This is a genomic window from Streptosporangium sp. NPDC005286 (assembly GCF_040607515.1).
In the GTDB taxonomy this organism is placed as follows: Bacteria; Actinomycetota; Actinomycetes; order Streptosporangiales; family Streptosporangiaceae; genus Streptosporangium.
In genome coordinates, this window is the sequence record NZ_JBEXGU010000009.1 from 13,944 (window position 1) to 35,846 (window position 21,903).

Consider the following 21,903-nt stretch of genomic DNA (forward strand, 5'->3'; position numbering starts at 1 on the left):
TCCTCTATGTCGCGATTGAGCAAAGGGTATCCTTTCGCCCGGCTGAGGAAACGGAGGACGGCGTGACGGGCGACCAACTCGAAAGCACACGGCAGGCGTTACGGGAGGCGGTGGCGCACGCGGAAAGGGCTTCCGAGCTGGCCCGTCTGCTTGACGCGGCACAGGCCAAGATCGCTGACGCGGAGCGGGTGGCCGAAGAACTGCGTGGGGTGCGAGAACTTCTCAGCGAGACCGAGGAGCGGCTGGAGGCGGCGAACGCGGCCGAGGAGAAGCTCCGCAAGGACCTGGCGGAGCAGCGTTACCAGGCCGAGGTGGCCAGGTGGAAGCTCTCCTCGGTGCAGGTGGCCCGCTGGTCCAGGCTCGGTGACGCGATCAAGACGGGCAGGAGCAACCCGGTGCGGCTGGCGCGTGGCCTGCGCGGGGCGGCCAAGCCCGCCAAACGCCCGACCGCTCCCAAGCGCCAGCCGGTGCCGCGCAAGAGCGGCGACAAGACGGCGGTGCCCGGCGCGTCCTTCCAGGCCACCAGCTCCGTCCGAACCGTCGGCGGCAGGTCGGTCAAGCTCAAGCCGTTCCGCGTCCCGACCGGGCCGAACACCCGCCCGCACCTGACCGCCGCTGTGATCGCCTCACCGCACGGCGAGGCACTGCTGCGCTACGAGTGGCGCCAGAGCACCGGCTTCACGCCCAAGGACTTCGCCCGGGTGCTGGCGGCGGAGGTCCCGCACCTGCTGCTGGTCGAGTCGGTGACCGAGGGGCCGTGGGCACAGGAGCTGTGCCGGCCGGGCCAGGGGCTGCGCGCCCTGCTGTCCTGGTGCGCGGAGCGGGGCATCCGCACGGTCTTCTGGCACACCGGGGGCGAGGCCGCCGGATTCGTCGCCGCGGCCAGGCTGTTCGAGCACGTGGTGACCGCGCTGCCCAAGTCCGTGGGGGCCTGGGGCGCCGCGCTGGCGGCCCAGGAGCCCGAGCCGGGCCGCCGGGCGCCCTCGCTGGGAATCCTGCCCTTCGCCATCCAGCCGCGCGTGCACAACCCGCTGCCGCTGGCCGGGGACCGGTTCGAGCGGGTGCTCTCGCTGGAGGAACTGCTCCCCGGGCACCTGTCGTATCCGGACGTGCTCACCTCCTACCGCTGGCCCGTCGCGGTCGACTGCCCGCCGGGCACCGAGCCCTGGCGGATGGCCGAGCTGGCCGCCTGTGGAACCTCCATCGGCACCGAGCCCGACCCGCGCCGGGCCCACCTGGCGCTCCGCCAGGCGTACGCCTCGGGCACGATGACCAACAAGGTCGACGATCTGCTGGACGCGATCGGCCTGCCCAGCGGCCGGGCCACCCTGAACATCTCGGTGATCATGATCGACCGGGGCGACCTGGACCACACGCTGGCCCAGGTCGCGCCACAGAAGGGCGTCGTCCAGCTGGTGCTGCTCTCGGACGTCCCGGACGCCGCCGCGCGGGCCCGCGCCGCGCTGCCCGACCAGGTGCACGTCACGGTACGCCGCCCCGACCCCGGCCTCACCACGGGCGGCATGCTCAACCGCGCCCTCGACCTGTGCCAGGGGGACCTGGTGGCGGTCATGGACGCCCGTGACCGGTACGGAGAGCACTACCTGACCGATCTCAGCCGGGCGTTCCTGTTCGCGAGCGCCGACATCGTCGGCAAGGCGGCCTACTACGCCCACCTGCGCGACGTCGCGGCGACGGTGCTGCGCCAGCCCTCGGCGGAGTACTCCTACCTCCCCGACGTCGCGGGGGCCACCCTGCTGGCCCGCCGTACGGTGCTGCGCGGCATCGGCTTCGCCGACGTCTCGGAGAACTGGGCCGACGTGCTGATGCGCCAGTGCCGCGCGGACGGGATCAAGGTCTTCTCCGCGGACCGCTTCGGCTACGTCTGCCTCCGTGACCGCGACCGCTGGCTGCTCGGCTCGGCCCAGCTCGTCGACTACGGCCCGGCCGACCCGCACGCGCTGATCTGAGCGCGTACGTCCGGAGTCTAGGCTGACCAGATGAGGCCAGGCGCGCTCGGTGAGGTCCTCGGCCTGCCGCCGATCCCCAAGGGGACGTGGGCCGAGGAGGCGATCTACGTCTCCCCGGCCGCGCTGCGCCGGGGAGAGGATCCGGAGCGGACGGCCGACCGGCTTCGCGCGCTGCCGGGCATCGCGGCCGTCCGGGTGCCGGCCGGCGGTTTTCTGGAGATCGTGGTGTCCGTGCCCGGCGAGCTCGTCACGGAGATCGGCGGGCCCGTTCCCCCCGTCACGGGCACGTCCCCGTGGGACGACCTCCCCAGGACGTGGGCCAACCCCGGGTTCGTCGTCAGGTACGCGCACGCACGGGCGGTCGCCGTGCAGCGCTGGGCGGTGGAGCTGGGTGTCGGCGGGGCCTTCAGGCCCGAACTGCTCGACGACCGCAGGGACAGGGCGGTGCTCAGGTCGCTGGCCGAGGTGCATGGCAGGCGGGTGAGCCGGGATCCCGGGTGGGCCGCCTACGCCGAGCACCTGGCCCTGGCCTACCACGACGCCTTCGAGGGGGCCGCCGCGCTCCCCGCCGGTGACGAGGAGCCGTCGGAGCTGCACACCGCCCGCGTACGCCTGGCGCGGGCGGTACGGGACGTGCTGGCCGAGGCGCTGGCGGCGCTTGGCGAGACGGCCCCCGACAGGTTGTGATAGACCCTCTCAAAGAAGATCAAAAGGATCAGGAGAGCGGCGAATGGGCGGTCCCCGTGACTGGGAGGCGTACGAGCCACGCCGCCCCGGGATGATCCGACGGGTGCTGCCGATGCTGCTCGCCTTCGCGGTGATCCTCGGCGGGCTCGCCTATCTGGGAGGCGACCTGCGCGAACTCCTCGGAACCGCGCCGGGCTCGCCCCGCTCGGCCGCGGCGACGCACCGCCTGTACGAGGAGACGGGGCCGATCGACGCCCGCTGCGGCACGCTCCCGGGAAACCTCGACGCCGACGCCCGCGCGTCGCTGAAGGCCCTCGCCGGATGCCTGGACCGGATGTGGGCGGACACCCTGGCGAGGGCGGGCATCGACTACGCGCCGCCGGAGGAGGTGCGGCTGATCGCCGTCCCCGAGGCGGCCGCGTGCGGGATCGACGACTACGACTGGGCCGGGATCTACTGTCCCGACTCCCACGTCGTCAACGTGCTGGTCGAGGACGAACCGGCCTTCCCGATGATGTTCACGCTCGCCCACGAGTACGCCCATCACGTTCAGGAGGTCAGCGGGATCGCCGACCAGAGAGGTTCCGAGGCCTTCGACGAGGCGTGGTCGCGGCGGCTCGAACTCCAGGCGGACTGCCTGGCGGCGGCGACGCTGCGCATCGCCACGCCGCGCCGGCTGGAGAACCTGCGCGGCTTCGCCGGGCACGATTCCGGCGCCGAGGACGGCGCGGAGGCGGGCTACCGGCAGTCGCACGGCTCGGGCGCCAGCAGCGCCGAGTGGATGCGGCGCGGCCAGGAGGGCGGCACGGTGGCGTCCTGCAACACCTGGGGCGCTCCCGCCGAACGGGTCTCCTGAGGATCCTGTCGCGACGCGACATTAAAATATGTCGCCAAAGTGGTCAATAACGTAAAAAGTTCGCGCGTTCGAGGGCGATCGCGTCTCGATAGGTGGGCAATCGTCTCAGGGGGATCACCGGGTCCGATAGCCTCGATCGGGTGAGTCGATTCGCCCATCCCGCCGGTGACCGGCATGCCGAAGTGCTGCCCGAGGAGCGCCCTCCGCACGCACCCGCCGACCTGAACACGCTTGACCCGACCATCTGGCCGCGAACGTCGGAGCGAGCCGACGGCTCGATCACGATCGGCGGCGTGGACGTCAGGGACCTGGTCGCCGAGCACGGCACCCCGCTCTACGTGGTGGACGAGGAGGATTTCCGATCCCGCTGCCGCGACTACGCCGGCGCGTTCTCCGGGGGCGAGGTCCACTACGCGGGCAAGGCGTTCCTGTGCCGTGAGGTCGCCCGCTGGATCATGCAGGAGGGCCTCGGCCTCGACGTGTGCAGCGCCGGTGAGCTCGCCGTCGCGCTCAGCGTCGGCTTCCCGCCCGAGCGGATCACCATGCACGGCAACAACAAGTCGTACGCCGAGCTGGAGAGGGCCGTCGAGGCCGGTGTCGGGCACATCGTGGCCGACTCCTTCGAGGAGATCGCCCGTCTGGGTTTCCTCGCCGACAAGCACGGCAGGCGCCCCCGGGTGATGATCCGGGTCACCGTGGGCGTCGAGGCCCACACCCACGAGTTCATCGCGACCGCCCACGACGACCAGAAGTTCGGCTTCTCGCTGAGCTCCGGCGCGGCGGCGGAGGCGGCCAGGCGGATCCTCGCCCTGCCCCAGCTGGAACTCGTCGGCCTGCACTCCCACATCGGTTCCCAGATCACCGACACCGCGGGGTTCGAGGTGGCCGCGGGCCGCCTGGCCAAGCTCCTGGTACAGATCAAGGACGAGCACGACGTCGTGCTGCCCGAGCTCGACCTCGGCGGCGGCTACGGCATCCCCTACGTCGACGGTGACATCGCGCTCGACGTCAAGGAGATCGCCGACAGTCTGCGGGAGATCGTCAGCAAGGTGGCCAGGACCGCCGGGCTGCCGGTGCCCAAGCTCACCGTCGAACCCGGCAGGGGCATCGCCGGGCTCGCCGGGGTGACGCTCTACGAGGTCGGCACGATCAAGGACGTCGAGGGGCTGCGCACCTACGTCAGCGTCGACGGCGGCATGAGCGACAACCTCCGCACCGCCCTCTACGGGGCCGAGTACACCGCGCGCCTGGCCTCCCGGGAGAGCGCCGCGGAGCCGATGCTCTCCCGGATGGTCGGCAAGCACTGCGAGAGCGGCGACATCGTCGTGCGAGACCTGTGGCTCCCCGGAGACCTGGCCCCCGGCGATCTGATCGCCGTCGCGGGCACCGGCGCCTACTGCCGCTCGCTCGCCAACAACTACAACTACCTCCCCAAGCCCGCCGTGGTCGCGGTCAAGGACGGGGTGTCCCGCGTGATCGTCCGCAGGGAGACCGAGGACGACCTGCTGAGAGGACAGCTGTGAAACGACCAGGAGCGGACGAGAAACCCGTGCGTGGCATGGGCGAGAGGGGGGCGTGATCGTATGGCGCTGAAAGTCGCACTTCTGGGCTGCGGGGTCGTCGGCTCCCAGGTGGTCAGGCTCCTGCACGAGCAGGCCGACGACCTCACCGCACGCATCGGGGCACCGCTGGAGCTCGCCGGGGTCGCCGTGCGGCGCCTGGGCCGCAGACGGGACGCCGACGTGGACCCCGCCCTGCTCACCACCGACGCCGAGGCCCTGGTCACCCGGGACGACATCGACATCGTCATCGAGGTGATCGGCGGAATCGAGCCGGCCAGGGCGCTCATCCTGGCCGCGCTGAACGGCGGCAAGTCCGTCGTCACGGCCAACAAGGCGCTGCTCGCCGAGGACGGCGCGACGGTCCACGCCGCGGCCAGGGCCGGCAACGCCGACCTCTACTTCGAGGCCGCCGTCGCGGGCGCGATCCCGCTGGTCCGCCCGTTGCGCGAGTCGCTCGCCGGGGATCACGTCCACCGCGTGCTCGGCATCGTCAACGGCACCACCAACTACATCCTCGACAAGATGGACTCCACCGGGGCCTCGTTCTCCGACGCGCTGGGGGAGGCCCAGGCACTGGGCTACGCCGAGGCGGACCCCACCGCCGACGTGGAGGGCTTCGACGCCGCGGCCAAGGCCGCGATCCTCGCCGGGATCGCCTTCCACAGCCGGGTGACGGCCGCCGACGTGCACCGCGAGGGCATCACCGAGATCACGGCGACGGACGTGGCCAGCGCCAAGGCCATGGGCTACGTCATCAAGCTGCTGGCGATCTGTGCCCGCTCGGAGGACGGCAGGTCGTTCGGCGTACGGGTGCATCCGGCGATGATCCCCAGGACGCATCCGCTGGCGGGGGTCCGCGAGGCGTACAACGCCGTGTTCGTCGAGGCGCAGTCCGCCGGCCAGCTCATGTTCTACGGCGCGGGCGCCGGCGGCGCACCGACCGCGAGCGCGGTGCTGGGCGACATCGTGGCCGTGGCCCGCAACGTGCTGGCGAGCACCCGGGGCTCGGAGGAGTCCACCTACGCGGACCTGACCGTGCACCCGATGGGCGAGACCGTCACGCGCTACCACGTCTCGCTGGACGTCGCCGACAAGCCCGGCGTGCTCGCCAGGGTCGCCGACATGTTCGCCAAGCAGGACGTCTCCATCCAGACCGTCCGTCAGGAGGGCCACGGCGCGGACGCCCAGCTCGTGCTGGTCACCCACCGGGCCAGCGACGCCGCGCTCTCGGCCACCATCGAGGGCCTGCGCGAGCTGGACATCGTCCGCGACGTGGTGAGCGTCATGCGCGTCGAGGGTGAGGACACCCCGTAGCGCTCCATTCCTTTTCGAGCGGTCAGATGAGACGTACCGTCAGGGCCCGGCGGGGCAGTGCCATGCTCTCCGTCCGGGCGGACGCCGCACGAAACGGTTGAGGAACACGAGATCCGCAGACCGGCCGGTGTACGACATGCCCCGGCCGGCTGGATCCGCAGAGCCCAGATCATCGCGCTGAGCTGGAAGCGGCTGTGGGTGCCCTGGGAAACGGCTCCCGGCTCGGCGGTTCGACAAAGACGTGCCAGTTCGCGAACACGGCGTATCCGGCGGAGGAGAGGCCGGGCCGCAGCCGGTCACCGTTCCCGCCTCGCCCGCGATCCGCGCCGTCTCGAAGTTCGTCGGCGGGTGGCGCGCCCCCAGTACCGACTGGACGCCTCGCGCCCTCATACGACATGTGCCGAGTGGGTCTCGGCCCTTTCTCCGACCAAGATCGTGAACCCCGGCGCGACACGGATCCGTGCATGCCCCCTGGTTTTTTCGCCGTGTCCAGGGAGATCGGGGCGATTGGCAGGGCGTTTGGTGCCAGATCGTTGAGTTGCAAGTCAGCCACAAGTAGCTGTTCGTAATGTCGTGATCGTTAATGATCATAATGGCCTGATCATGGATTGAGAGGTCAAGCACCGACTGGAGGCGCGGCGGGGCACGGCGGCCCGGATAGGCCACACCCACCCGAAGTTCGGGACGGGGGGTTTGAGTGAGTGCTCGCCCGGACCGGACGTCCGGCCCCACTGAAAGGGACGAACACGCCGGCCGATCCCCAGGCCGTGACCGATCGGCTTTGAAAAGGCCATGGAATTTCTGTGAATCGGCTACGAATTCACTCGGAGGTGTTCGGTGACCGGAAACAGCGGTGAGATTCAAGCGTGCTGGCTGAATTGGAACGACTATAGCGAGAGGATTCTCGGGCTCCGGCGGCAGGTGTTCGCGACCGAACAAGGCTGGGGAGAGGAGATGGTGAACCACGAGAGGGACCCGGAGGGCCTTCACCTGGGCGCCATGCTCAACGGAGAGATCATCGCCGTGATATCGGCTTATCTTTATGAGCCGGGGGCGCCCGAACTGTCCACCCTGGAACTGCAGAAAGTGGACGGGCTGACGGTTCAGATCGGCAAGCGAGTGGAACTCGCCGAGCATCGAGGGCGTCATATCAGTGAACGCATAGGTACCTCGATGCTGCGCCAGATCTGCGAGTCGCTGCGACCGGACCGCTTTTTCCTCCTCGTCAGGGGGCAGCACCGTAACCTTATCGACCGGTACACCAGGCGGAATTTCGTCAGGCACGCCGACATCGGTTCCGCTGACGATGTGCGCACAGTGATGACGGTGGAAGGAGAAGAGGCCGTAGAGGAGTTCTATTTCAAAAACCGGGCCCTGGACAAGGAACCGGCGCCCGGGGGCAGCCTGATCTCCGTCCCTTCACTCGTCCGGTTTCTGGTGGAGAGCGGGCGCGGCGACGTGCTGGCGGCCGAACGCCTCGGGGCCGAGAACCACTATCTGGAGCCGCTGTCCATTGAGGCCGAGATGCCGCGCCTGACCGCGCAGGGCCGGCTGATGGCCACCGAGCAGCGGTCGCGTCTGGCGTCGACGCCGTTCCCGCCCGCGCCCGCCTCGTTGCTCGACATCGGCACCGGGCCCGGGGAATACCTGGCGGCGGTCGCGCGGGAGGAGTCGCTCGCCGGGTACCGCGTGCGGGGGGTGGAGCCCTCACCTCAACTGCTCGCCAGGGCCCGGTCGAGCTTTCCGGAGATCACGTTCCGCGAGGGGACCGCTTACGCCACGGGTGAAGCCGACTCGTCACACGACGTGATAACGGCGAATTTCGTGTTCGTTCACCTTCGCAGTCCGGACCTGGCCCTGCTTGAGATGCGGCGGGTGCTGCGCCCGGGCGGACTCCTGTACGTGGTCGATGTCAACGATGACAGCTTCCGTGGTCCCGACGTGATCCGTCGGATGATCGAGACGCACAACCGCAACTACGCGGGTGATCGCACGTTCCTGACCGACCTGCCGGGGCGTGCCGAGCAGTTCGGCTTCGAGCCTGTCCGCCGTTTCTCGACGACGGTGCGCAACACAGGAGGCTCGCGACCGGCCTTCGGCCCGGACGAGATCCGTATCGGGCGGGCGGACGCCTGGGGACTCCTGTCCTTTGTGCGTACGCAGAGAGGTGTTGAGGAGGTCTTCAAGGAGGCGCAGGACTTCTACTTCGGCGCGGAATGCGAGATGAGCCTGGACATCGAGACCCAGGTCTATCGCAGCCGTCCTTCCCCGGAGAACGGGCGCTGACCTCGACGCCCCCGGCAGGGTCCTCGTCTGCCCGATTCCGAACCGATGATCTGGCCGGCGGACTCGGCAGGCGTTCGGGGGAGGGCCGGGCCATGCCGGGTCGGCATCGGCTTCCCGGGGGTTTGCCGGTAGATCATTTAGTAAGCCCTATGGGCTTATATAGTGATTTCCTATGTACTTCGTTACTGAATGACTTCGCTGTCCTCGCGTGATCGTCCGCGCCCGCACGACTCCCGGCCTCCTGGGGCGCCCGCGCCTCCCGGAAGGAGAGTTCACCGTGAAGATCGTTCGCCGGATGGTGGCGCCGGTGGTGGCGCTGGCTATCGCGACGGTGCCGGGACAGGTCGGTCAGGCGGAGACCGCGAAACCCGCGAAGAAGGTGGAGACCGTCGTCTCGCTCACCTTCGACGACGGTGACTCCACGCACCTGGTCGTGGCCCGCATGCTGGAGAAACGCGGCATGCGTGGAACTTTCTACATCAACACCGACACCATCGGCGGCGAGCTCAAGCTGACCCGTCGCCACCTCGCCGCGATAGCCGGGAAGGGCCACGAGATCGGCGGTCACACGCTGACCCACGTCCGCCTCACCGAGCTCACCCAGAGCGAGCAGGAGGGGCAGATCTGCGACGACCGCAGGAGGCTGGTGGCGTGGGGGTACCGGCCGGCCACCCTCGCCTACCCGTTCGGCGCGGTCGACTCCGACGCCAAGGCGGTGGCGAGGTGGTGCGGCTACGACGCGGCCCGCTCGGTCGGCGGGCTCAGGGAGTGGAAGTGCCCCGGCTGCCCGGCGAGCGAGGCCACGCGCCCAGCAGACCGCTACGAGATCCGCACGCCAAGCTCCATCCGCGAGGACACCCTGCGGCGACACATGAAACAGCAGGTACTCAACGCGGAGAAGAGCGGTGGCGGCCTGGTTCCGCTGGTGTTCCACCGGGTCTGCGACCGCTGCGGACTCTACTCGGTGGCTCCCGAGCGCCTGAACCCCTTCCTCGACTGGCTGGCGGCGCGCAAGTCCCGCGGCACCGTCGTGAAGACGCTGCAGAGTGCCGTCGGTGCCCGCTACCGCCCCGTGCCCGGCTGAGGAACGGCCCTTTCGGGGCCTCTCCGCGACCCCCGCGGGTCCGGTCCAGGGCCTGGGGCACCGGATGTGGGTGAAGGCCGTCAGGAGCCCTCGGTGAGCCTGCGGAGGCCGCGGGCGGCGCGGCCGAGCAGGGAGCGTTGCCGGGCCTGGCGCAGGGCGACGGCCTCCAGGCGGCGCTGTTCGGCCTTCTCCTTCCACCTGACGGTGTCGCGGCGGCCCTTGGCGGCCGCCGCGCGCAACTCCTTGAGCTCGGCCTTGAGCGCGGCGATCTGCCGCTGGGCCCGCTCGGCCTCCCGCGCCCGCGACTCGGCCGCCGCGCGCCAGCGCACGGCCTCCCGGTTGCGGTTCGTGGCCCAGTAGGGGTAGGCGTGCGCCGCCGGCCGCAGCCGCCAGGACTCCGCGTCCAGCCAGGTCGCGCCGTGCAGTTCGGCGATCACGTCGTCGAGCGACTCGCCCTCGCGGGCCACCCGCCTCGCCCTCGCCACGGCGGAGGTCCGCTCCAGGCGGGCGGCCAGAACGCCTGACTCGTCCTCGTCCAGCGCCACGAGCAGCAGGCCCTCGTCGTCCTGCTCCGCCCGCTCGACCAGCATGGCCAGCGACTCCGCCCCGGGCACCCACCCGGCCGGGCAGACGAGCCGGAACGGTGCGGGAGCCGAGGTCGGCGGGACCCGCTCGACGAAGGAGACGCGGCCGTCGTGGGCGTACTGGCCGCGCAGCAGCCGCAGGTCGAGCAACGGGTCGTCCAGCGGCCCGCCCACCGGTTCATGGCGCTCGCCCGCAGGCGACGCCCACGGCCCGGCCAGGGTGACGTGCACGTCGGGCAGGCTGCTGGCCAGTGCCCCGTCGACGCTCGCCCTGACGTCCTCGAAGGAGGCGCCTCGGGCGTCCACCACGACGTCGACGTAGGGGACCAGCCACTGCCGGCCCGCGTCGGTGCGCAGGTGGCGCCGGTAGGGGACCCGGTCGGCGATGAACGGGTCGTTGTGCCGCCTGACGTCCGCGGGCCTGCGCATGGCGGTCGTCGTGCCCAGGTGCCAGCTCAGCGCCTCGGTGTCGGGGACGAACACCGCGCCCGTCTGGGTGAGCCGGTAGCCCAGCTCGGTGTCCTCGCCGAGCCGCAGGGAGGTGTCCAGCCCTCCGGTCTCCTTCAGCAGGGCGGCCGGCAGTGAGACCGACGCGCCCACGTGGACGCGGTGCAGCAGCGAGCTGGGCGCGTCGCGGAAGCCGCGGTGCGCGGCGACGAGCCCGACGATCCAGTCGTGCCCGTGCTCGGGGTCCTCGGTGAAGAGGGAGTCCGCCTTGTCCTTGGCGACGGCGATCTGGACCTCGGCGGGGGTGGGCGGGGTGCCCGTCATGGCGGTGAAGCGCAGCGTCCCCAGCACCACCAGGTAGCCGGCCAGGTGGTGCCAGCGCATGTGCGCCTCGACGTGCTCCCGGTAGGAGACGATGTCGGCGTCCATCCGGTGGATCACCTCGCCGTCCGCGACGGCGGTGCCGGTCTCCAGGGCCCAGGCGATGCCCCGGCGGCCGGGGGCGCCGGGGACGATCCGGGTGCGTTCGGGGGCGATCTCGGGGAGCCGGAGCGGGGGCGCGCTGCCGTCGTCGACGACGATCACCTCAAGGAGGTGCGCGGGGTAGGTCTGCGCGGCGAGCGCGGCCAGGGTGAGATCGAGCCTGTCCTGCCCTCCCCGGGCGGGGATCACCACGCTCACCGGCAGGCGCGGCTCCCACGCGCCGAGGACGGGCGCCGGCAGCACCCCGTAGTCGTTGCCGGGAATCCGCGGCGCGGCGGCATGGACGGCCGGAACCGGCGGTGCGTACGGCGCGTCCGGTGCGTCAACGGGCTCCCCGCCCGGGACCTGCGGTGTGCGCGGCGCGTTCACGGTGCCTCCGGGGGGAGTTCCATGAGCGCGCTGGGCCGGAAGCCGCGCCACTGGCGCTTGTTCCGGCGCAGGAACGTGCCGATCGGCTCGCGCCAGGTGTGGTTGGCGACGTTGCCGCGCCGCAGGATGTAGCCCAGGCCCTGGGTGCGGTAGATCTGCCCGCCCGCGGCCTGTACGGCGTGCTGGAACTGGGCGTCGATCGTGCCGGGCAGGGGACGGAAGCCGCCCACGGCCTCGAAGGCGGAGCGTTCGGCGAAGATGGTCCCTCCGGCGATGAAGTTGGTGATCTGCTCGGTGACCTGCTCGCGGTGGACGGTCACCCCGATCGAGGCGAGGTAGACGAACTCCGGGACCATGCCCACCACCTGGGCCCCCGAGTAGGAGTGGGCCAGCAGCAGATCGGAGATGAAGTCGGGCCCGTACCAGTCGTCGTCGTCCATCTTCAGCAGGAACGATCCCGACGCCCTGGCCGCGGCCTCGTTCAGCACGGCCCCGAACACGCTCTCCTCGTTCGCCTCGAACACGGTGACCGGCCGCTCGAAGGAGGCCAGCGCCCCGGCCACGCCGGGATGCGTCGCCGGGATGCCGTGCAGGGCGAGGATCACCTCGAACTCGGCGCCGCGCTGCCTGGCCAGCTGCTCCAGTGCGAAGCCCACCATCTCCGGGCGGCGGGTGGCGAGCAGCACCGAGACCGGCGGCGAGGGCCTCGCGGGGGCGCCGAGCTGTTCCCAGCGGGCGCGGACGCCGTGGCCGCGCAGCGCCTCGCGGCGCAGCCGGATGCTGTGCTCCTCGCGCTCCAGGTCGTCCTTGAGCGCGGGCTCGTCGACCGAGGTGATCAGTCTGGCCAGCTCGGGGCCGAGGGCGCCGGCCCAGCGCGGCACGGCCTCGGAGACCAGCGGCACCCCGGCCGCCGCCAGCCCGGTGACGACGCGGAGCGCGGCCACCGGGCCGCTGTGGCCGCGCCGCCAGTCCACCCGTACCCCTCTGACCTGCCTGATCCGGTTGACGTCCACGTCCGTGACGGCGCCGGAGGCCGCGAAGGCGGTGAGGGTCCGGCCACCGCAGGTGATCGCCCAGCGGCCGGACTCCACGGACAGATCGGCGGTGCCGAGGGACGGCACGGTGACGAAGCCCATGGGGTTGACCGAGCGGTCGTCGACCGGTGGGACGGTCCGGGGTTCTGACAGGTCGCCGAGGCCGGCCTGGAGGATCCTGCCGCCGCCGGGGCGGCCGAGCCGCTCCCAGCTCATCAGCTCGGCGACCGGGCGGTCCACCGGGCTCTCGTCGCCGGACCAGGGCGGCGGCTCCTCGCCGGCCGCGCGCACGACCAGGTCGGCGCCGCGGGCACCGAACCTGTCGGGGACCGGCCCCTCCGGTGAGGACGGGGCCGCGTTCGGGTCACCGGGCCGCCAGTGGGCCGCTCCGGGGCCGGCCAGACCGGCGACGGGCGCGGCGACGGCGTCCATCCGGTGTCCCGCGAACGCCCTGGCGGTCGCGGCGAGCGTCCGCCCGGCGGGTGCCGGTTTGGAGAACCGCGCCTCGATCACCCAGGCGGGCGCCTCCGGCTGGTGGACCCGGAGTTCGACGAGCGACCGCCAGCGGTGGGCGGGAGTGGGCGAGGGCACCGGCGCGGTGTACCAGTGCGGTGTCTCCTCCACGGCGACGACCACCCGGGTGGCCATGGCCAGCAGTGACTGCAGGCTCGCGGCCCTGCGGAGGTCCGTCGGGGTGCGGGCGAGCACCAGGATCTCCGCGGCGCCCTCCTCCGCGCGCGGGATGCCGTCGAGGTCGCCGTCGAGGTCCATCGCCCCGTACGACTCCAGCTCGCCGAGTGTCTCGAAGCCCGCGCAGTAGACGAGGACGCGCCGCTTGCCGTTCCGCTCCCCGGCGGTGCGGACGAGATCGATCAGAAGGGACATCAGCCGCTCTTCCCCCGCCGCGGAGCCGTCTGCCGTCTGGCCGCCGGGATGATCCCCCTCAGGGGGCCACGCCGCCGCTCGTCCCGCGGGTGCCCGGCCTCCGCCCGCAGCCGCTCGGTCTCGGCGCGCAGGCTCTCCACCTCGCCCCGCAGCCGTTCCGCCTCGCGTTTCCACCGGGTGCTCTCGGCCCGCCACTTCGCGGGGTCCCCGGCGACGGGCTCCGCCTCCCCGGCGGTCGTCATGCCGAACTCGGCGGCACTCACCCACAGGGAGCCGAAAAGCTCGTGGACGGCACCGTCGATGTCACCGTCGATGTCACCGTCGATGTCACCGTCCGGGGTGCCTCCGGTCACCAGCGCCGCCCTGGCGAAGGCGGCGGTGCGCTCCAACCTGGCCGCCCTGACCCCGGTGGCCCCCTCGTCGAGCACCGCGCTCAGCAGCCCGTACCCCTCGCTCTCGGCGAGTCTCACCAGCTCGGCCAGGCTGTCGGCGCCGAGTGCCCACCCGGCGGGGAAGGAGAGGCGGAACGGCGCGGGTGCCGAGCCGGAGGGCGCCTCCTCGGCGAAGAGGACCCGTGGCTCATGGGCGTACAGGTTGCGCACCAGACGCAGATCGAGCAGCGGCTCGTCGAGGGAGGGATGGCGCCCGGCGGGGAGCCGAGCCCAGGGCCCGACCACGGTGACGGCGACGTCGATGAGGGTGCCCGCGAGCGCGCTGTCCACGCTCGCCCGCACGTCCTCGTAGCGGGCGCCGCCGACGTCGACGACGACGTGCACGTACGGCACCAGCCAGGTCCTGCGCGGGTGGGTGCGCAGCCAGCGCAGATCGGGGATGAGGTCGGGCAGCACCGACCAGTTGTGCCGGTGCACCTCCTTCTCCCTGAGCATGACCGTGGACGGGCCGAGGTGCCAGCCGCGGGCCTGCGGGTCGGGGATGAAGACCGCGCCCGCCTGCGCGAGGCGGAAGCCGAGATCGGTGTCCTCGCCCATGTTCAACGCGGTGTTCACGCCGCCGGCCGAGCGGAGCAGTGCCACCGGGACCGATGTGCTGGCCCCCGAGTGGAGCCGGTAGGCCCCGGCGCCCGCGTCCCGCAGCCACCGGGTCTCCTTGAGCACGCCCGCCCGCCACTCGTGTGGCGCGGACCCGTCGAACAGTCTCTCCGCGTCCCCGGCCTGCACGGCCGAGAGGACCTCCCCGGCGCGGGGCCAGGTCCCGTCGGGGGTGAAGCGGACGTCGCCCATCACGACGGCGTAGGGGAGGAGGTGGTGCCAGCGCAGGTGCGCCTCGACGTGCTCCCGGTCGAGGATCATGTCGGAGTCGACCCAGTGCAGGATGTCGCCGGTCGCCGCCTCGGCGCCGGTCTGGCGGGCCCAGCCCCGCCCCCAGCGGCCTTCCGGTACCCGGACGAGGCGGGTGCCCGCCGGGGTGATCTCGGGGACGCGCAGCGGCGGGTCGCTGCCGTCGTCGACCACGACCACCTCCAGCAGATGCGCGGGGTAGGTCTGCGCGGCAAGGGAGGCGAGCGTGCGGTCCAGGGCGTCCTGGCAGTCGTAGGCCGGGATCACCACGCTCACCCTGAGCCGGGGCTCCCACCGGCCCAGGTCGGGCGGGAGCAGCGGCCCGTAGTCGTTCTGCCTGACCCTGGCGCGCGGGACGCCGGTCTGGCCGGCCAGGTCGTCGCCCCCGGCCCCGCTCACGCCTTTCCCTCCGGGGTGGCCTGTTCGGTCCGCGCCTCCACGGCGGCCAGTCGCGGCAGCAGGTCGTTGACCATCTCCGCCATCTCCTGGCGCTGCGGTATGGAGACCAGCCGATCCTCGCCCAGCGAGACCAGGATCGTCTGCAGGTCCTCGTCCCGCTTCCGCTCGTGCTCCCTGAGCAGTTCGACGATCTCGTCCAGCCGCCGGTCCAGCCGCTCGGTGGCGGCCTTGACCGTGGCCAGCTCCGCTTCGTAGCGCTTGATACGGGTGTCGATCCGCAGGGCCTTGCCGTCGACCCTGCGCACCGTCGCGATCGCCAGCATCTGGACGGCGAACACCGTCGCGATCGCGCCGAGCACGACGGCCGCCGTGGCCGAGATGACATCGGTGCCCGCGAGCAGCGTCAGCGTGATCAGTACCACCGGACCGATGGTCGCCGCCAGAAGCGTCAGTTTTCGGGGCGTGGGCATCCGCGCTTACCTTCCATGCCGCTCTGTCATTACCTGTTCATTGATGGGGAGATAAATGAGGCTATCCGCTCTTCAAGTGCAAATATGGCTGGAAATGGGAAATTCCAAGGTTCCTGTGACCTGTGTGACAGCTGTGAGTGATTAATGGTGATCACACGGGTCAAGTGGGAAGTGTGGTGAGAAGGGATCTTCCTACCTCGCTATCCTTCGGTCGTGCCCGCGCAGCCGATCTCCCTTCCCCCGTCCCTTCTCGCCACACCGGCGGGCTTCCTGCGGTCGGCGGCCGGGGAGACGGCCGAGCTGTCCTGGACCGGCGAGGGCTGGCTGGCGGCCGGTTCGCCGCTCGGCGACCGGCCGGACGCCGAGGAGGCGGCCCGCCTGCGCCCGCTGCGGGGACTGGTCGTCCGGTGGCCCACCTCCGAGGTTCCGGTCGGCGCGGTCACCGGTCTGGCCGCGGCCGGGGTGCCGCTGCACGCCGCCGTCTCGCCGGACTGGGTGGATCCCGAACTGGCCCGCCTGCTCGCGGCCTGGGCGCCCGAGGAGGACGACGGCTCAGGTCTCCGGTCGGTGACCGCCCTGCGCAGGGAGGAGCACAGCGTGCGACTACGCCGCCACGGGCTCCGCGACCGGATGGGGACAGGCCGGGCGGAGACGCCGCCCACGGTCAGCGTCGTGATGTCCAGCATGCGGCCGCACCTGCTGGGCGCCGCGCTCGGCCAGATCGCCGGGCAGCGCCGGGTACGGGTCGAGGTCCTGCTCGGCCTGCACGGCGTCCCCGCCGCGCACGAGGAGGTCAGGCGGGCGCTGCGCGGGTGCGCCCTGCCCGTCACGGTGGTCGAGGCCGAAGGGGAGACCCCCTTCGGGGAGGTGCTCAACCTGGCCGCCTCCAGGGCGGAGGGCGACTATCTGGCCAAGTGGGACGACGATGACTGGTACGGCCCCGAGCATCTGGCCGACCTGCTGCTCGCCCGCGCCTACTCCGGGGCGGACATCGTCGGCACCGCGGCCGAGTTCTTCTACCTGGAGCCGCTGAACGCCACGGTCCGCCGTACCGACTACACCAGCGAGGTCTGGTCCGAGCACGTCGCCGGGGGCACGATCCTGCTCCCCGCCGACACCTTCAGGGACGCGGGCGGCTTCCCCCCGCTGCCCCGGGGCGTCGACGCCGGGCTGCTGAAGGCCGCGCACGCCGCGGGGGCGCGCATCTACCGCACCCACGGCCTGGGCTACGTGCTGCGACGTTCGGTCGGTGCCGAGCACACCTGGCGGCTCTCCCTGGCCCACTTCCTGCGCGTCGCGTCGAACCAGTGGCGCGGTTTCCGCCCGAGTCTGATCCTGGAAGCGCGATGACAGCACGGATAGCCGGTAACGACTACCGGAGCCTCACGCCGCCCGCCCTGGGGGCCTGGACGCCCTCGCTCCGGGTGAGCGTCGTCATTCCCGCCTACGGTGACCAGGAGAAACTCGACCTGGCACTCGCCGGGCTGTCCGTGCAGACCTACCCGGCCGCGCTGACCGAGGTCATCGTGGTCGACAACGGCAGCAGCCCGCCGCTGCGCCTGCCCGAACTCCGCCCGGAGGGCACCAGCCTGATCGGCTGCCCGATCCCCGGCCGGGCCCACGCCCGCAACGCCGGGCTGTCGGCCGCCACCGGTGACGTGATCCACTGGCTCGACTCCGACGTGGTCCTCGACCGCAGGTCGGTCGAGGCGCACATGCGCTGGCACCATGCCGCCCCGTACCTGGCGGTCACCGGTTACCTGCGCTTCACTCCGGCCCGGTTGCCCGCTCCCGAGATGGTGGCCGCCGCCGACGACCTGGCCAAGCTCTTCGAGCCCGCCGAGCCGCATGCCTGGCTGGTCGACCTCGTCGAGCGCACCGACGGCCTCACCGCCAACCCGCACCGCGCGTTCAGCCTGCACGTCGGCGGCGCGACCTCGGTCAACGCCGCGCTGCTCGCCGCCGCCGGGCCGATGGACACCGACCTGATCCTCGGCCAGGACACCGAGATGGGCTACCGGCTCGCCCAGGCGGGTGCCGTCTTCGTTCCCGAGCCGCTGTCGCGCGCCTTCCATCTGGGCCCGACCATGCGCATGCGCGGCAAGGCCCCGATCGACCGGGTCAGCCACGCGTTCGTGGCCGACCGGATCCCCTCCTACCGCTGGCTCCGCTCCCATCCGAGCAGGCAGTGGAAGGTGCCGTACCTGGAGGTGGTCGTCGAGCCCGAGGGGAGGACGGGGCGGGAAGGTCCCGGATACTCCTACGACGAGGTCCGCGCCACGGTCGACGCCGTCCTCGCGGGTACCCTGCCCGACGTCGCGGTCACCCTCACCGGCCCGTGGGACCGCATCGGCACGGAGGGGCGCGCCCCGCTGAAGGATCCGGACCTGGACCTGGTGCTGATCCGCGGCCACTACGCCCACGAGGCCAGGGTCCGCTTCGTCGACGAGGCCTCCGTCACCTCCGCTGTCACCTCCGCCGTCACCTCCGCCCCGTCCGAGGCCTCCCGGCAGCCCCGCGCCGGTGGCACCGCCGCCCCCTACCGGCTCAGGCTGCCCGCCGGGTGGGTGCCCGGTGACGACACCCTGGCCCGCCTGGTCGACCTGGCCGGGAACGACGGCTACGGCCTGGTCTCGGTGCTGCTGGCCGAGGGGGGACAGGACGGTGACGGCGGTGCGGCCGGCGGGCCCGGAGCGGGCTCGGAGCGGATGATCGTCGCGGCGCGGCTGGAGCGCGCCGCCGCGTTCGGGCGTGCCGCGTTCGTGCTGGAGGAGGGAGAGGACCTCGACGACGCCGTGGAGGACACCTTCGGCGTGGTCTGGGTGGACGGTGAGACCTACGGGTTCGCGTCCGAGGCCCGCCCCATCGTCGGCCGCCGGGGTGCCCACCGGGCCAGGATCGAGGCCGAGGCTCAGGTGGCCCGTCTCACCAGGGAGAACGAGCGGCTCCGCGGTCAGGTGACCAAATGGCGTGACGAGGCGGGCCGCTGGCGAAAAAGCGCGGTCGAGCTGCGGCGCGAGGTCGGCACCCTGCGCAAGGAGCTGGCCGCCGCCAGGAAGGTCGTCCAGTACGGGCTGCTCTCCTCGGTCAAACGGGCCATCACCCGCCGCCGCTGACCTTCCCGCACCGGTTTTCGCCGCGCCGGTCTCTCCCGCCTCTCCCGCGCGGACGCCCGCCCGCGCGGCGCCGGTCAGCGTTCGTTCCCGACGCCGCCCAGGAAGTAGGAGCCGATGTTCCGGTACGGCACGGTGGTGCCGGGTTCCGGGCGCCACTCGGGCAGGTTGACGATGCCGGGCTCGACCACGTCGAAACCCTCGAACAGACGGATGATCTCTTTGCCGGTACGGGCGACGAAGGGTGAGGAGGCCCCGTCGTAGACCTGGGGACCCTCTCCGCCGCTTCCGGGCGCGCGTCGATCGCGACGTGGGACAGGACGAGGTGGCTGCCGGGGGCCATGGCCCGGCGCAGGGTGGCGATGATGCCGAGGGGGTCCTCCTGATCGGGAACGAAATGCATGATCGCCAGCAGGAGTATCCCCACCGGCTGGTCGAAGTCGATGGCCGCGCGCACGTCCGGGTGTTCCAGAATCTCCTCCGGCCGGCGTACGTCGCCCTCGACTATGGTCACATTCTCGTTCTTGCCGAGAACCGCCCGGCCGTGAACCAGAACCGTCGGATCGTTGTCGACATAGACGACCCGCACGCCGGGCGCGACCTGGTGCACATTGTTCTGGGTGGGCAGGCCGGCACCGATGTCGAGAAACTGGCGGATGCCAAGTCCGGCGAGGAAACCGACGGTCCTGCCGAGGAAAGCGCGGTTGGAACGGGCGCTGTGCCGGACCTAGGGGATGACCTCCAGAACCTTCTCCGCAGCCTCCCGGTCTGCGGGAAAGTGGTCTTTACCCCCTAAATAGTAGTCGTACATACGTGCGACGTTAGGAATGTGGGTTTGAACACCCTTGGGTATCTGGTCGGTCATACCCTGCTCCCTTATAGGGATATCTCTTGAATTGTATGGATCATAGTCATTCGGACCATTGGAGAAGCTCTACCGGAACTGGCAGGATCGCGCCATGGCCGTCACCCCTCCGCGCCGCGTCCTTGGTCTCCAGCTCGCCGAGCTCGCCGCCCCGTTGTTCGGCTGGCTGGGCGATCGCATGCGGCGCCAGGACGTGGTCATCCTCGCCCAGACCGTCGCGGCGTTGTCCTATCTGTCGACGTTGCTGATCAGCGACCCGCTCGGCTCCGGGATGATGCTGGTGGCCGTGCTCATCGGGCTGGGGGAGATCGCCGGGATAACCACCGCGGGACCGCTGCTGGCCCAGCAGGCACCCGCCGGGGTGCGCGGCTCCGCCTACGGGGTGCAGACCCTCTGCGGCGCCCTGGGCATCCTCACCGTCTCCGCCCTGGGCGGCCTCCTCTACGACGCCTGGCGCCCGGCCGCGCCGTTCGTGGTGTCGGGCACGCTCGGCCTGCTCGTCGTCGCCTTCGGGCTGGCCGTACGGCGCCGGGTCACGCCCCTGCCGGAAAGCCGCGAGAGCGTGGGCGTCCCGGTCTGATCCGCCCCGACCGGCGACGGTACGGCTCAGTTCCTGAGAGAGGTGCGGAGCCTGCCGAGGAGTGTGCTCCACCCGCCCCGGGCCTGGTGCCGCCGGACCTGCCCGGCGCCCTGTCTCACCGCCTGCGGCGCGCTCTTCCGCTCGGGGGCCGGAGCCTGGGGCCGGGGCGCGGGCGGGGCGGGGGGCGCCGTCTCGGCGGGCCAGAACTCCGGCCGTGCCCCGCGCCGCACACCGTGGGTGGCCCTGACCGAGGCGGCGACGGCGGCGACGTCGTCCGCGCCGAGCAGCCTCGCCCGGCCCAGCGCCTCGGTCCGCTCCAGTGTCGCCTCGCCGTCGGCGCCGAGATCGACGACGAGCATGCCGGAACGGTCGTCCTGCATCGCGGCGATCATCCGTTCCAGTGAGTCACGCCCCAGCGGGACCGAGGTCGGACCGGTATAGCGGAACGGGATCGGGGTGGGGGTTTCGGAGACCTCGTCGGCGAATCGCACCCGCTCGTCGTGGGCGAAGTGCTCACGCAGCAACCGCAGGTCGAACAGAGGGTCGTCCAGCACCGGCCGGCGGTCCGCGGGCAGCTTCGACCAGGGGGCGACCAGGGTGACGACCACGTCGCCGAGCGACCCGTCGAGTGCCGCGCTCACCGCCTCGCGCACCTGTTCCCCCGGCCCCTCGGCACCGAGCACCACCTCCACGTACGGGACCAGCCAGTGGCGGCCACGGTCCTTGCGCAGGTCGCGGCGGAGCGGCACCCGGTGGGCCAGGTAGGGGGCGACGACCTGTACCGCCCGCTGCCGGTTGCGGCGCTGGGCGGGGAGTCCCAGGTGCACGGCCTGGGCCTTCATGTCGGGGATGAAGACCACGCCGTGCGCGGCCAGCCGGTAGGCGAACTCGGTGTCCTCGCCCCGCAACACCTCCGCGTCCACCCCGCCCACGGCGCGGAAGATCTCGCGCCGCATGGAAACCGTCGGCCCCGTGCACACGTGGTAGGGGTTGCGGCTGGCCCGCAGGCCGTTGGTGCGGGAGATCGTCTGCTCGGTGGAGCTGGGCAGGGCGTCCGCCAGGTCGAAGACGGACTCCAGCCGGCCCGCACGCACACCGTCGTGCACCTGGGCGGCCGTCAGCGACGGCTCCTCGACGAACTTCTTCGCGCCGATCGTGACCAGGTAACCGGCCAGATGGTGCCATCGGGCCAGCGCCTCGATGTGCTCGCGGCAGATGACCATGTCGGCGTCGAGGCGCTGGATGATCCGCCCGTCGGCGAGGGCGGCGCCGGTGTTCACCGCGTGGGCGATGCCCCAGCCCGAGGAGTCGGTGGTCACGAGCCTGGTGCCCCGCGGGACGATCTCCGGCAGCCGCAGTGCAGGCTCGCTGCCGTCGTCGACCACGATCACCTCCATGAGGTGATCCGGGTAGGTCTGCGCCGCCAGGGAGGCGAGGGTCAGATCGAGCCTGTGCTGTCCGCCACGGGCCGGGATGATCACACTGACCGAGAGTTCCGGATCCCACGCGCCGAGCGCGGGCGGGTCCAGGGGGGAGTAGTCGTTGTGCCGGATCGGTGGCAGGTCCGCCGCCGCGCCGCCCGTCATGATGTGGCACCCCTTGTCTGGTTCGTAGCCC

The 21,903-nt window shown here is 71.6% G+C and carries 15 protein-coding genes and 1 pseudogene; 10 read left to right on the top strand and 6 right to left on the bottom strand.

Annotated features, from left to right (window positions below; translation table 11 throughout):
- The first annotated feature begins 62 nt into the window (after window positions 1-62).
- The 7 genes from ABZU75_RS05535 (at window position 63) to ABZU75_RS05565 (ending at window position 9,759) form a co-directional block, all read left to right on the top strand.
- Entirely contained in the window at window positions 63-1,970 is a 1,908-nt protein-coding gene (locus tag ABZU75_RS05535) for a glycosyltransferase (protein ID WP_355549820.1), read from the top strand.
- Between the two features lie 30 nt (window positions 1,971-2,000).
- Window positions 2,001-2,657, top strand: coding sequence for a DALR anticodon-binding domain-containing protein (locus ABZU75_RS05540; protein WP_355549822.1), 657 nt, complete (start codon window positions 2,001-2,003; stop codon window positions 2,655-2,657).
- Between the two features lie 43 nt (window positions 2,658-2,700).
- Window positions 2,701-3,513, top strand: coding sequence for a neutral zinc metallopeptidase (locus ABZU75_RS05545; protein ID WP_355549824.1), 813 nt, complete (start codon window positions 2,701-2,703; stop codon window positions 3,511-3,513).
- Between the two features lie 140 nt (window positions 3,514-3,653).
- Entirely contained in the window at window positions 3,654-5,036 is a 1,383-nt protein-coding gene (gene lysA, locus ABZU75_RS05550) for a diaminopimelate decarboxylase (RefSeq protein WP_355549826.1), read from the top strand.
- Between the two features lie 60 nt (window positions 5,037-5,096).
- Entirely contained in the window at window positions 5,097-6,389 is a 1,293-nt protein-coding gene (locus ABZU75_RS05555; protein ID WP_350924613.1) for a homoserine dehydrogenase, read from the top strand.
- A gap of 837 nt (window positions 6,390-7,226) precedes the next feature.
- Window positions 7,227-8,675: a methyltransferase domain-containing protein gene (locus ABZU75_RS05560; RefSeq protein WP_355549829.1), complete on the top strand. Its 1,449-nt coding sequence runs from the start codon at window positions 7,227-7,229 to the stop codon at window positions 8,673-8,675.
- Window positions 8,676-8,952: 277 nt separating this feature from the next.
- Window positions 8,953-9,759, top strand: coding sequence for a polysaccharide deacetylase family protein (locus tag ABZU75_RS05565; protein WP_355549831.1), 807 nt, complete (start codon window positions 8,953-8,955; stop codon window positions 9,757-9,759).
- An 80-nt stretch (window positions 9,760-9,839) separates the two neighbouring features.
- Here the strand turns inward: ABZU75_RS05565 and ABZU75_RS05570 are convergent, their stop codons facing one another.
- The 4 genes from ABZU75_RS05570 to ABZU75_RS05585 are packed head-to-tail and all read right to left on the bottom strand — an operon-like array spanning window position 9,840 to window position 15,728.
- Window positions 9,840-11,642 carry a glycosyltransferase family 2 protein gene (locus ABZU75_RS05570; protein WP_355549833.1) on the bottom strand — a complete coding sequence of 601 codons (1,803 nt, stop codon included), beginning with the start codon at window positions 11,640-11,642 and terminating at the stop codon, window positions 9,840-9,842.
- Entirely contained in the window at window positions 11,639-13,561 is a 1,923-nt protein-coding gene (locus ABZU75_RS05575; RefSeq protein ID WP_355549835.1) for a glycosyltransferase, read from the bottom strand. The genes ABZU75_RS05570 and ABZU75_RS05575 overlap by 4 nt, the downstream gene beginning before the upstream one ends.
- Window positions 13,561-15,258, bottom strand: a complete 1,698-nt coding sequence (locus ABZU75_RS05580) for a glycosyltransferase family 2 protein (protein WP_355549837.1) — start codon at window positions 15,256-15,258, stop codon at window positions 13,561-13,563. The genes ABZU75_RS05575 and ABZU75_RS05580 overlap by 1 nt, the downstream gene beginning before the upstream one ends.
- Window positions 15,255-15,728 (bottom strand): hypothetical protein, encoded by a 474-nt coding sequence (locus ABZU75_RS05585; protein ID WP_355549839.1) that lies wholly within the window; start codon window positions 15,726-15,728, stop codon window positions 15,255-15,257. Before ABZU75_RS05585 ends, ABZU75_RS05580 begins: the two co-directional genes overlap by 4 nt.
- Window positions 15,729-15,941: 213 nt before the next feature.
- Here ABZU75_RS05585 and ABZU75_RS05590 point away from each other — a divergent pair, with 213 nt between their 5' ends.
- Together ABZU75_RS05590 and ABZU75_RS05595 are read left to right on the top strand one after the other, a co-directional pair.
- Window positions 15,942-17,078 (top strand): glycosyltransferase family 2 protein, encoded by a 1,137-nt coding sequence (locus ABZU75_RS05590; RefSeq protein WP_355549841.1) that lies wholly within the window; start codon window positions 15,942-15,944, stop codon window positions 17,076-17,078.
- Entirely contained in the window at window positions 17,075-18,844 is a 1,770-nt protein-coding gene (locus ABZU75_RS05595) for a glycosyltransferase (protein ID WP_355549843.1), read from the top strand. Before ABZU75_RS05590 ends, ABZU75_RS05595 begins: the two co-directional genes overlap by 4 nt.
- 74 nt (window positions 18,845-18,918) lie before the next feature.
- Here the strand turns inward: ABZU75_RS05595 and ABZU75_RS05600 are convergent.
- A pseudogene (locus ABZU75_RS05600) lies at window positions 18,919-19,706 on the bottom strand (SAM-dependent methyltransferase).
- A 94-nt stretch (window positions 19,707-19,800) separates the two neighbouring features.
- Here ABZU75_RS05600 and ABZU75_RS05605 point away from each other — a divergent pair.
- Window positions 19,801-20,286: an MFS transporter gene (locus ABZU75_RS05605; protein ID WP_355549845.1), complete on the top strand. Its 486-nt coding sequence runs from the start codon at window positions 19,801-19,803 to the stop codon at window positions 20,284-20,286.
- A 26-nt stretch (window positions 20,287-20,312) separates the two neighbouring features.
- On the opposite strand, the gene ABZU75_RS05610 is transcribed toward ABZU75_RS05605, so the two are convergent.
- The gene (locus ABZU75_RS05610; RefSeq protein WP_355549848.1) at window positions 20,313-21,872 is read right to left on the bottom strand and encodes a glycosyltransferase family 2 protein; all 1,560 of its coding nucleotides are present in this window, start codon (window positions 21,870-21,872) and stop codon (window positions 20,313-20,315) included.
- Between the last annotated feature and the right edge of the window lie 31 nt (window positions 21,873-21,903).